Source organism: Myroides marinus (genome assembly GCF_900109075.1).
Lineage (GTDB): Bacteria > Bacteroidota > Bacteroidia > Flavobacteriales > Flavobacteriaceae > Flavobacterium > Flavobacterium marinum_A.
On sequence record NZ_FNYS01000006.1, the window covers coordinates 21,307 to 33,005 of the forward strand.

General features: G+C 33.9%; 12 protein-coding genes and 1 tRNA gene. 6 read left to right on the top strand and 7 right to left on the bottom strand.

All coding sequences use genetic code 11. The features are described from left to right. Positions 1 to 177: 177 nt before the first annotated feature. The 4 genes from BMX53_RS08075 to BMX53_RS08090 are packed head-to-tail and all read left to right on the top strand — an operon-like array spanning position 178 to position 4,432. On the top strand, positions 178 to 1,710 hold the full coding sequence (locus BMX53_RS08075; protein WP_082671527.1) for an L-lactate permease: 1,533 nt from the start codon (positions 178 to 180) through the stop codon (positions 1,708 to 1,710). Positions 1,711 to 1,729: 19 nt separating this feature from the next. Beyond that, positions 1,730 to 2,470, top strand: coding sequence for a (Fe-S)-binding protein (locus BMX53_RS08080; protein WP_063176169.1), 741 nt, complete (start codon positions 1,730 to 1,732; stop codon positions 2,468 to 2,470). Positions 2,471 to 2,472: 2 nt separating this feature from the next. Further along, positions 2,473 to 3,846, top strand: coding sequence for a lactate utilization protein B (locus BMX53_RS08085; RefSeq protein WP_063176170.1), 1,374 nt, complete (start codon positions 2,473 to 2,475; stop codon positions 3,844 to 3,846). A gap of 7 nt (positions 3,847 to 3,853) precedes the next feature. Continuing rightward, complete coding sequence (locus tag BMX53_RS08090; RefSeq protein ID WP_063176171.1) at positions 3,854 to 4,432, top strand: LutC/YkgG family protein; 579 nt, start codon at positions 3,854 to 3,856, stop codon at positions 4,430 to 4,432. A gap of 77 nt (positions 4,433 to 4,509) precedes the next feature. Here BMX53_RS08090 and BMX53_RS08095 read toward each other — a convergent pair whose 3' ends face one another. The 5 genes from BMX53_RS08095 to rlmD form a co-directional block, all read right to left on the bottom strand. Beyond that, the gene (locus BMX53_RS08095; protein ID WP_074745608.1) at positions 4,510 to 5,367 is read right to left on the bottom strand and encodes a hypothetical protein; all 858 of its coding nucleotides are present in this window, start codon (positions 5,365 to 5,367) and stop codon (positions 4,510 to 4,512) included. A gap of 163 nt (positions 5,368 to 5,530) precedes the next feature. After that, positions 5,531 to 5,878, bottom strand: coding sequence for a hypothetical protein (locus BMX53_RS08100; protein WP_063176387.1), 348 nt, complete (start codon positions 5,876 to 5,878; stop codon positions 5,531 to 5,533). Continuing rightward, positions 5,832 to 6,170, bottom strand: coding sequence for a hypothetical protein (locus BMX53_RS08105; protein ID WP_063176388.1), 339 nt, complete (start codon positions 6,168 to 6,170; stop codon positions 5,832 to 5,834). Before BMX53_RS08105 ends, BMX53_RS08100 begins: the two co-directional genes overlap by 47 nt. 202 nt (positions 6,171 to 6,372) lie before the next feature. Next, the gene (locus BMX53_RS08110; protein ID WP_074745610.1) at positions 6,373 to 6,702 is read right to left on the bottom strand and encodes a DUF2185 domain-containing protein; all 330 of its coding nucleotides are present in this window, start codon (positions 6,700 to 6,702) and stop codon (positions 6,373 to 6,375) included. Positions 6,703 to 6,768: 66 nt separating this feature from the next. Continuing rightward, positions 6,769 to 8,181: a 23S rRNA (uracil(1939)-C(5))-methyltransferase RlmD gene (rlmD, locus tag BMX53_RS08115; protein WP_063176389.1), complete on the bottom strand. Its 1,413-nt coding sequence runs from the start codon at positions 8,179 to 8,181 to the stop codon at positions 6,769 to 6,771. 368 nt (positions 8,182 to 8,549) lie between these two features. Between rlmD and BMX53_RS08120 the strand changes: the two genes are divergently transcribed. Both BMX53_RS08120 and BMX53_RS08125 read left to right on the top strand, forming a co-directional pair. Further along, complete coding sequence (locus BMX53_RS08120; protein ID WP_074745612.1) at positions 8,550 to 9,674, top strand: aspartyl protease family protein; 1,125 nt, start codon at positions 8,550 to 8,552, stop codon at positions 9,672 to 9,674. Positions 9,675 to 9,849: 175 nt separating this feature from the next. Continuing rightward, positions 9,850 to 10,644 (top strand): hypothetical protein, encoded by a 795-nt coding sequence (locus BMX53_RS08125; protein ID WP_074745614.1) that lies wholly within the window; start codon positions 9,850 to 9,852, stop codon positions 10,642 to 10,644. Between the two features lie 175 nt (positions 10,645 to 10,819). Here the strand turns inward: BMX53_RS08125 and BMX53_RS08130 are convergent, their stop codons facing one another. Then, positions 10,820 to 11,341 (bottom strand): hypothetical protein, encoded by a 522-nt coding sequence (locus BMX53_RS08130; protein ID WP_074745616.1) that lies wholly within the window; start codon positions 11,339 to 11,341, stop codon positions 10,820 to 10,822. Positions 11,342 to 11,612: 271 nt separating this feature from the next. Next, positions 11,613 to 11,693 (bottom strand) — tRNA-Tyr (locus BMX53_RS08135). Positions 11,694 to 11,699 lie beyond the last annotated feature (6 nt).

Consider the following 11,699-nt stretch of genomic DNA (forward strand, 5'->3'; position numbering starts at 1 on the left):
TTATCTAATAAGGTTCTCTTTTTATTTTCTGTTACTTCATTTATCGTGTAAATAGTGATTTTTTCTTAAAGAGATTCTAAATAGATTAAAGAAAATGTTATTTACACATTGTCTTTACGTGATAAAACTAAATTTGGTGGTATCTTTAAGGAGAAAAAGAAATAAAAAAGGTATAAAATGTTAGAATCAGTTTCTAGTTTGCAGATTATCTTAGCTGCAACACCTGTTGTTCTCCTAATCGTTTTACTTGGATTTTTAAAATTACCTGGAGAGAAAAGTGCCTTAATTACATTAGGGGCTACAATATTAATAGCTATTTTTGGTTTTAGTTTATCTTTTGGAGATACGGCTTTATCTATAGGATATGGGGTGACTAAAGCAGTATTCCCTATTCTTGTTATTATTCTAATGGCTATTTATAGCTATAATGTACAAGTCAAATCTGAAAAGATAGAAATCATTAAGCAACAGTTTTCGGCTATATCAAAGGATAAATCAGTTCAAGTTTTACTATTGACATGGGGATTTGGAGGATTGCTAGAAGGGATGGCAGGCTTTGGTACTGCAGTAGCTATACCTGCAGCTATTTTGATAAGCTTAGGTTTTAAGCCTATGTTTTCTGCTGTAGTGAGTTTGATTGCTAACAGTGTACCTACAGCCTTTGGAGCAGTCGGAATTCCTGTTATTGTATTAGCGAGAGAAGTTGAAATGACAGATCAAATAACATTGATTAGTTCTCACGTTGTGTGGCAGTTGGCTGTTCTGATGTTCTTAGTCCCTTTTCTAATTGTGACCTTAGCAGAGAAGTCAGTTAAGTCAATACTAAAGAATATCTTGTTAAGTGTTTTAGTAGGTACTGTAACATTAGCTGTACAGTATTATGCTGCAGTATATATAGGAGCAGAGACTCCAGCCATCTTAGGTAGTATCGCATCTGTTGTTGTTATAATTGCATTCGGTAAACTAACTGCTAATAGGGAAGTTAAAGGCTCTTATTTAAATTTTAGCTTTAATCAAATATTTCAGGCTTGGAGTGTATATGGCTTGATTTTACTGTTAGTGTTATTAACTAGTCCTTTGTTCCCTTTTACTGCATTTATGAAAGCGAATTGGGATATATTCCAGACTAACTTTAACTTTAATGTAGCAGGTACTTTACATACTGTAGGGATCTATTGGTTGACCGATACAGGAGTATTAATCTTTGTAAGTTCTTTAGTAGGAGGTCTGATACAAGGATTATCATTGGGTAGTTTGTTTAGTTTACTTGGCAAAACTACCATACAGTTAAAAAAGACAGTAGTTACAGTTTGTTGTTTAATATCACTATCTACTTTAATGGATTTTTCGGGGATGATTACGGTTCTAGGCCTAGCATTAGCTACAGCTACAGGAGCGTTATATCCATTATTTGCTCCAGCTATTGGAGCATTAGGAACATTCTTAACAGGTAGTGATACATCGTCTAATATCTTGTTTGGTAAGCTTCAGGCTACAGTAGCGGATAAGATAGGAGCTGATAAAGGATGGCTAGCAGCAGCTAATACTACAGGAGCTACAGGCGGTAAGATTATTTCGCCTCAGAGTATAGCAGTAGCGACTACAGCCTGTGGACAGCAGGGTAATGAAGGAGTAATCCTGAAGAAAGCAGTTGGTTTTGCCTTGTTGTATATTCTAATTGCGGGAATAGTAGTGTATTTAGGAAGTTAAGAATTAAATAAATAGAAATATGAAAGTAGGGTTGTTTGTCCCTTGTTATGTGAATGCAGTTTATCCAGAAGTGGCTTTAGCGAGTTATAAGTTGTTGACACATTTTGGAGTAGATGTTGATTATCCAGTAGATCAGACTTGTTGTGGTCAGCCTATGGCCAATGCAGGTTTTGAAGGTAAAGCATTGCCATTAGCAAAGCAGTTTAATGATTTATTTGAAGAGTTTGATTATATAGTAGCTCCTTCTGGTAGCTGTGCAGGGTTTGTAAAAGATACTTATCCGCGCTTAATGGAGAAAGAGGGATGTACAAGTAAAGTAAGTGGTAAGGTATATGACTTATGTGAATTCCTTTACGACATCTTGAAAGTAGATAAATTACCGGGGAAGTTTCCTCATAAAGTGAGTTTACATAACAGTTGCCACGGACTTAGAGAACTTAAACTAGGTTCGGCAAGTGAACTTAATATTAAGCCTTATTCTAAAGTAAAAGCATTGCTTAATCTAGTAGAAGGCGTAAAAGTAGTAGAACCTATTAGAGTAGATGAATGCTGTGGTTTCGGGGGGATGTTCTCCATAGAAGAACCTGCTATTTCTATCAGAATGGGTAATGATAGAGTAAATGGTCACTCAGATACTGAGGCGGAATATATTACAGGAGCTGATAGTTCATGTTTAATGCACATGGGAGGTATCGTAGATAAGAATAAAATGCCTATTAAGATGATTCACGTAGTCGAAATATTAGCAGCAGGATTATAATTATGAGTAGTACAAAACATGCACAGAATGCTGATGTATTTCAGCAAAATAAAGAGAAAGCTACTTGGCATGATAATGCATTGTGGTTTGTAAGAGAGAAGAGAGATAGAATATCTAAGACTTTACCTGAATGGGAAGAGCTTAGAGCATTGGGTGAAAAGATAAAATTACATAGCGTTAGTCACTTAGCGAGTTATTTAGAACAGTTTGCAGCTAATGCAGAGGCAAACGGAGTTATTGTCCACTGGGCTAAAGATGCTGAAGAACACAACGCCATCGCTACAGAGATATTACAGAAACACAATGCTAAGAAAGTAGTGAAGAGTAAGTCTATGCTGACAGAAGAATGTGATCTTAACCATTACTTAGAAGCAAAGGGAATAGAAATTATAGAGAGTGACTTAGGGGAGCGTATCTTACAGTTAAACGGGACTGCGCCTTCACATATCGTATTACCAGCTATCCACATGAAAAGGGAAGAGGTAGGAGAATTGTTCTCGGAGAAGTTAAATACAGAAAAGGGAAATAGTGATCCTACATACCTAACTCGTGCAGCTAGAGTATCGTTGCGAAATGACTTCCTAACTGCTGATGCAGCTATGACAGGAGTGAATTTCGGAATAGCTGCTACAGGGGAGATTGTGATATGTACTAATGAAGGGAATGCGGATATGGGAACCTCTTTAGCAAAGTTACACATTGCTTCTATGGGGTTAGAGAAACTGATACCTGATTACGAGAGCTTGAGTGTGTTAACGAGATTATTAGCGCGTTCAGCAACTGGACAACCTACGACAACTTATACTTCACATTTCCGCAAGCCTGTAGAAGGTGGTGAATTTCATATTATATTAGTAGATAACGGTAGAAGTGATATCTTGAGTAACGAGGAACATATCAAGTCACTTAACTGTATTAGATGTGGAGCTTGTATGAATACTTGTCCTGTATATAGACGCAGTGGAGGATATTCTTATACTTACTTTATTCCAGGTCCTATCGGTATTAATCTAGGTATGCTAAAAGATCCTGTTAAACACAGTGAGAATCTATCTGCTTGTTCGCTATGTTATTCTTGTAATAATGTATGCCCTGTTAAGATAGACTTAGCAGATCAAATCTATAAATGGAGACAAGATCTTGACTCACTTGGAAAAGCTAATTCATCTAAGAAGCTTATCTCTACGGGTATGCAATTTTTGTTTACTCACCCAGCTTTGTTTAGAACAAGCTTGAAGTTTTCTTCTTTAGCGAAGTATGCACCTCGTTCTTTGACCTTTGGGTTAAAAGAGTGGGAAGACGGGCGTAGCTTACCTCCGTTTGCTAAAGAGTCGTTTACAGAGATGTGGAAGAAAGGAAAAGTGAAAAAGAAATAAGAAGATTATGAGTAGCAAAGATTATATATTAAACAATATCAGAAGAAATACAAGACAGGTATTTGACAAGCCTCAAATGGACTTGAATGCAATCCGTTTTGACGATCAACTTGCGCAGTTTATTGAGATTTCTAAGGCAGTAGGAGGTGATGCAGTAGTTTTAAAAGAAGGAGAGGATATTAATCAAGTGATTCGATCTTTATATCCAGACGCTAAGGAGATTGCTTCTACAGTAGAGGGTATTACATTAACTACACTTAATCCAGATGAAGTGAATAGTCCTAAAGAATTGGAAGCAGTGGATCTTGCGATAATAGAAGGATCATTTGGAGTATGTGAAAATGGCTGTATATGGCTCCCTCAGCAAATAAAACACAAGGCGTTATACTTTGTCACTCAGTATTTAGTTATCGTCTTAGATCGCTCTAAATTAGTTAATAATATGCACGAAGGCTATAAATTAATAAGTCCTAGTGAGAAAGGCTTTGGGGTGTATATATCAGGACCTTCTAAGACAGCAGATATTGAACAGGCACTTGTAGTGGGAGCACATGGTCCGAAGGGGCTAACTGTTATCTTAAAGTAAAGTTGTAATTGGTCAATAGAATACTAAAAAAGGCGAGAGAATACTGTATTCTCTCGCCTTTTTTAGTATTCTATATATTATTGCTCTATAAATTCCGTAAAATTTAAATCTCCTGCATAGTCTATCCCCATATCATTAAGATTAAATTCAAAGTAACTTTTTGTTATTACTTGTGAATTGTCATTAGGTATGTCTATTTTGTAAAATACTAATAAATCAGATTCTCTAAGTTGGTCAAAAGTAGTTATGCGAGTGCTAGGTTTATTATGTGAGATAACCTGTGTAAGAACAATTTCAGTAAGTGCAGTTGGATAAACACGTTGTCCGTAATCTGTAATTACTCCATTATTGTGTTTAACAGATTTATTAACAACTAAGAAAGTGATTTCGATTAGATTCTCTATAAAATGCTCTCCCTTATTATTAACCTCTAAGACATACTCATTGTAGTACGTATTATCAAGTCTTACTAATTTATCAGTTACATTATTGTTGCCATTTTTATCTTTACTATTTATTCTCTTAATCTTTAAAATTGCATTATCTGCTCGATAAGGGGTGTTCTTTAACGTGATTGTTTTTTTAGTAGGCTCAGTTATTGTTACAGTGACTATTTCACTATCCTTATATGGAGTACCTGAATTATTACTTTTGGCTTGAAATTGATATGTTCCTGCAATCGTAGGCTTGAACACATTACTTGTTAGCGCTTTTTTATCTGCAAGATTAATTATGTTTGCACCAGAGATACCATAAGTATCTTTACTATCTTTTAGTGTAAAGTAAATAGGTTTGTTCACAAATCCCTCAGTCTGTCTTGTTGTTAAGTGTAATGTTAGAGTCTCTGCAGGTTTTGGTTTGTAACCATTATCATCACTATTACATGACGTTAAGATTAAAATAGGTAGTAACAATGCAATTAGGATTTTTTTCATTTTTAAGCTTGTTTTAAGTTATGGTAAATGTAACTTATAATTAAGATAAAATTAAGACAGTGTATGTCAATGTTGTCTTTTCTCTTATTCTTTATAGTTTGATTTATTCATCTTGCTAGTGTTTAGAGTGAATAAAGCACGATGTACTAGTAATCTAATAGAATTAATTCTCTATTATTATTTCTCCAAGAGTCAAATCTCCAATATAATCAATAGTAGTATTTTTAAACTTTAATTCAAAATAGCTTTTTGACAATACTTGAAGTGGGGTGTTTTCTTTAGGTTTGTCAAGATAATAAAACTCTAAATCGTTATTTGGATAAGTATAAATATTATTAACAGTTACTGGACCATCAGACTGATTTGTGATTATTTGTCTAATAATAGTTGATTCTACTTGGTTTGGCAGTATGCGCTTATCATAACTGATGATATTACCATATTCTGTTTTAACGGTTTCATTTCTAAGTAAAAAGGTTACTCTTGCAGTAGTCTTTATACACAAAACCATCTATTGTGGCTTTTGCCACAAAGGTAAATTCCCCTGGTTTAGATGGTTTATAGCGACCATTGATAGCTACAGTCTGATCATTGTTATCTATAGATGTAATTTTAGCCAGATGAGTACTATAGTTTCCTCTTAAGTCCTTCACTATAAAGTAAACAGGTTTATTTACATAGGTTTCTTTGGTATTGACTTCCATTACTAGCTGCCCTTTTTGATTAGGTACAGAAGAATTGTCGTCTGTACTACATGAGAATAGGAGTAGAGATGATATAAATGTAATAGCTAACTTTTTCATAGTGCTTTTGTTTTATAACTATACTAAAATTAGGAATTCTAGTATAGAAATACTGTCACTAATAAAAGTGTTTTCGGGGTGTTTTGCTAGTTATAAGTTAAATGAGTTTGAATTGTGTAAGTGTCTTTTTTAAGGTAGATTGTTTGAAATAAAAAAGCTACTTCATATGAAGTAGCTTTTAGCATATAAAATGACAAAAGAGTTAATCTAATGCCTCAAATTCGTCTGTACCCTCTACGCGAACTAATTCGCTTCCCACAGGAGATTTTAGATAAGGGATAATAGCCATATCATTATGCGCTACAGCATTCACACTATAGATTTGAGAGTTTTCAGGATTGTCTAGATACTCTTCATCCTCCGTGTTACTTAAGAACCTCCATCCGCTATCCGTATCAGAGTTAGGTTCTTCTCTGTACATATAATCTACTTTCTCTCCTAAGATCATAATCTTACCAGAGGCTAGGCAAAAACCGATGTCTCCAACTAAATTCTTTTCAGCAGGAATATTATTGTTGTTGTTTTGATTCATGATTATATCAAGTATAAAGTAAAGGGCAATCTAAAAGACTGCCCTTTGCTTATTGTGTTGTTAGTATTATTTAAGTTCTAATAAAACTACGTTCTCAACGTGGTGTGTCTGAGGGAACATATCCACTGGACGTACTTTAACTACTCTGTACTTAACATCCATAAGGGCTAAGTCACGTGCTTGAGTAGCTGAGTTACAGCTTACATAAACGATGCGTTTAGGAGCTACTTTTAATAACATCTCTACTACATCTTTATGCATACCATCACGAGGAGGGTCAGTGATAATTACATCAGGTTGACCATGTGTAGCGATAAACTCATCGTTAAACACATTCTTCATATCTCCTACGAAGAACTCACAGTTAGTAATATTGTTGCGTTCTGCATTTACCTTAGCATCTTCGATAGCTTCTGGTACAGCTTCTACACCGATTACTTTACCAGCTTTTTTAGATACGAACTGAGCGATAGTACCTGTACCTGTGTACAAGTCATATACTACTTCGTTACCAGTAAGACCAGCGTAATCTCTAGTTACTTTATATAATTCGTAAGCTTGTTCAGAGTTAGTTTGGTAGAATGATTTAGCATTGATACTAAATTTAAGTCCTTCCATTTCTTCTAAGATATAATCACGACCTTTATATAGTACTACATCTTGGTCATAGATAGTATCGTTAGCTTTTCCGTTGATTACATACTGTAATGAAGTAATCATAGGGAAGCGCTCTGCTAAGAAGTCCATTAATAGTTCGCGCTCTTCTTTGTTGTCATAGAAGAACTGGATCATTACCATCACTTCTCCTGTAGAAGTAGTTCTAATCATTAATGTACGCAATAGACCTTCTTGCTCACGAGGATTAAAGAATGCTAAGTTATTCTCGTTAGCAAATCTTCTGATTTCGTTTCTGATTTCATTAGAAGGATCTTGTTGTAAGTGACATTTTTTGATGTCTAAGATCTTATCCCACATTTTAGGAATGTGAAATCCTAATGCATTTTCTTTACCCATTTCTTCTCCACTAGCTACTTCTTCTGGTGTTAACCAACGAGCGTTAGAGAAAGAGAACTCCATTTTATTTCTGTAAAATAAAGTTTCTTCAGAACCTAAGATAGGTTCGAATTCAGGTAATTCTATTTTTCCTATACGTTTTAGGTTGTTAAAAACCTCTTGGTTTTTATAGAACAACTGCTGTGTATAGTTCATGTTTTGCCATTTACATCCACCACATGCTCCGAAGTGCTCACATACTGGCTCTATTCTTTGTTCAGAAAATTTGTGGAATTTAACTGCCTTACCTTCATAATACGCTTTGCGTTTTTTGAATGTTTGCACATCTACCACATCTCCCGGAACTACGTTAGGAATAAATATAACTTTCCCATCTGGAGCTTTAGCTACCGAAACGCCTTTTGCACCTGCATCAAGGACTTCTACGTTTTCGAATACGATTCTTTCTGTTCTTTTTCTACTCATGCCGCAAAAGTAAACCTATTTTCAATTATTTAATCTACTGAATGCTTATTCATAATGAGTTTATATAATTTTAAAAACGGAGGTATGTTGTTGTTGTTCAATTGATTGTTTTTGTGTTGAAAGAGGTTTTATATCGTCTGAAATGAGGTTGTATAAGCTCAATACGATTCGCATAATTTAAAATATTATATCATGTAGTCTTACAAGGTTGATATTAATGATGTCTATCTGTTAAAAAAAGTCAATATTATTCCTAAATATAAAAAAGTGAATAATAAATTATCTATTTTAGATTACTGCAATAAACCTGCGTAAAAAGTGGGGTGATGAGCACAAGTATAATTAAAGTTATAAACACACACTGTTTTATGAAGTTCCAAAAAGTATTATTATTTCTCTTTTTAGTATCAGTATCTATTGGTTATGCACAGACTATTCGTCTGCCATATAATGATGACTCTGGCTGGATGTTAGTGGAATTAAAGGTAAATGAAAAACCAATGACCTTCTTGTTTGATACAGGCTGGGATGGTCTATCTATCAGAGCTAGTTTATTAGATGAATATAGCCATGGTGAGCAGATAGCGGCTATAGATGCTAATAATGTAGTACAGGCTATACCTACTTTTACAGTGGATAATCTTAAAGTGGGAAATTATACTTTTTCGAAACTACCATTTACAGATTTTGAATCTTTTCCGATGATTAATGATCCTATATTTAATTGTTATAAAATAGATGGGGTACTTGGCAACGTGATTTATAAAGATAAGATTCTAGAAATAGACCCTATAAAGAAAGAGATAGTACTACATGATTTCACTCCAGAACTTGTCGATACACTTCTTAAAAATAAGTTTACTTCAGTACCTACTTATCCAGTAGAAGGAGGAACTAGAATTCTTGTGCCAACTGAGATTGGAGCAGGTATAAAGCGTCTTTTCTTATTTGATACCGGAGATAATGGTTATTTAACGATGAGTGCAGATAGAGCCTTAGTTGCTTATTTGGCAAGTTTAAAGTTTAACTCTTATATCAGTGTAGGAAGTATAGGAGCCTTTGGGTTGAATGAAAGTGTAAATAGAACACTTATCACACAAGAAGGTAAAATTAAGATGGGGAAATTAGCTTTAGATAATGAAGAATTGACTTTTACAGCTAATGATAGCACCTATCAAATGGGAGTGGAATTTATTAAGCAGTTTCACTTTTACTATTTACCTTCATTTAACTTAATATACTTAAAGAAAGTTCAGAATAATCCTGTTGTGTCAACCCTAGAGAAAGTAGGATATGGTATTGCCTATATAGATGGGAAATATATGGTGGCTGCTATTCATCAAAAAGAACAAAATGTACGTTTAGGTGATATAGTTGTTTCTATTGACGGAACTCCTATTGAGCAATTATGTGGATACAGAAAATATCTGCAACGCAGTAAAACTACTCCTAAACTTGTGGTAGTACGCGATGGGAAACAGATGACATTGTAATTAAGACTTCTAAACGAAATAAAAGCGATAATAGTGTATTCTATTGTCGCTTTTTTATTTATAACTCAATATGATTTTATCTTAATTTTTGTTAATTTTATTCTTAATTAGCTGATCGCTTGCGTTTATGAAAATAACGGAGCTATACGGTTAAAGTATTTAAAAGTAGATAAAAATGAGAAAATTATTTACAGTTATTGCTATTGTGGCCTCAGTAGGTACAACTTTAGCTCAAAATTTCAAGATCAAGAAAGGAGAGATTCAGATTGATAAACAATCTGTTGCTAAGATCGAGAAAGAGAAAGAAGGTTTTAAGATTAGCAGTTTAGATGGTACAAGTTTCTTTGTAGCTTTAGCAACTAATCTTACACCAAAAGGAAAAGTAGCTCCAAAGTATTGGTTAGTATTAACAGGGAATAATGGAAATATTCGCGAGAGTGAATATGAAGGGGTTGGTTTCTCGTTTAGTAAAGAGAAATGGACTGTAGAGGCTCTTCTTAAAAGTGGAGTAGGACTTATAGGTGGGGAAGGAATGAATAAGGAAAAGGTAAAACAATACTTTGAGTCTTCCGATAGAAGTGTTTCTGATAAATGGGAGAAGTTTATAGAGGAGAAATTAGCAGAGATAGAAAAAGAAAGCCAGCTAGCAATAGATCAAAAACTAACAATAGATGGTAGTGGAAATATTAAAAAGAATGGTGAAAAAGTGGGGTATTATAAAAAAGTAACAGTTAATGCACAAGTTCCTTCTTATGAATATGTAGTCTATAATGCTAAGAATAGTCAAATAGGATCTGTGTTCTTTTATGAGGCAGAGAATTTGAATAATAGTAATGGGGGAGTAAGCCTAGAAGTAGGAGAAGAAAAGAATGCTTTATACGGTATTAAGTTTAGCTTTAATAAAATCGTAACAGATGATTTAGCAAAAAGAATGGTGTATAGGTTAAATGCAATGGGGGCATTTGATTAATACTTTTTATTCTAATTAATTGTTATATAGTAAAAGCGATAATAGAGCTATAAGTTCTATTATCGCTTTTTAGTTCATATTTTACTAAGTAAGCTAGGTAAAAAAAAGCAGTACTTGTAAAGTACTGCCTCTGTAGCTTATTTTGATGACACCATAGAGATGTAATCAACTAGGTTTAGTTTTTTAGTCTTTTATACTCGCGAAGTATTTCTTTAAGTTGTCTATTAGATGTAATATCTAAATCTTTATCAGATAAGAAGTGTTTAAAGCTAAATTGACTATCGTATTTTTTGTCTACAATTATTTGATCAATTACCATTAGTTCTTTTCTTAAATGTCTCTTTTCAGTTTCAAGAATAGTCAAATTGTGGAATTTATCTTTAAAGTCTCTTCTAAAAGTATTTGTATTAAAAGGAATAGAGTTTAGAAGTTGTAGTTGCTTCTTCGATTTAGAATCTAGAGCATTGATGATTTTTATTGTAATTTGTTCAATCTCTTGCTTTGTTAAAGCGTCCGTTTTTTTTGGAAGATGATAAACTAATTCAGCTTCTTTATAAGGAATTGTTTTGCTTACTGGTTTTTTAGCTACCTGCTTTGGAGCAGATTTTTTTTGAGTTGCTGATGGAGCATAACCACTTCCAAAACAGATTTTACAATTAGGATTTAAACCTTCACAAGAACAAAGTTCGACTGCCATATTTTTTAGATTACTTTTTACTTTAGATGTTACATTGATTTTTTACGTGCTTTAAGACTTGTTTCTAGATGAAAGAATATAGATAGATGTATGCCGTAAAAATGATTGCGCGAATGTAATTCTTTTCTTTAGAATAATTAGACTAAGTTGATAAACTAATTGAAATATCTGAACTAAAAATTATTCAATAGAAGAAATAGAGTAGGGATAGGAAAAGAATGAAATAGTATATAAACAAAAAAAGCGACCTATTGGTCGCTTTCTTTTCTAGTGGGGAGAGCAGGATTCGAACCTGCGAAGGTTACCCAACGGATTTACAGTCCGTCCTCGTTGGCCGCTTGAGTATCTCCCCTCCTAA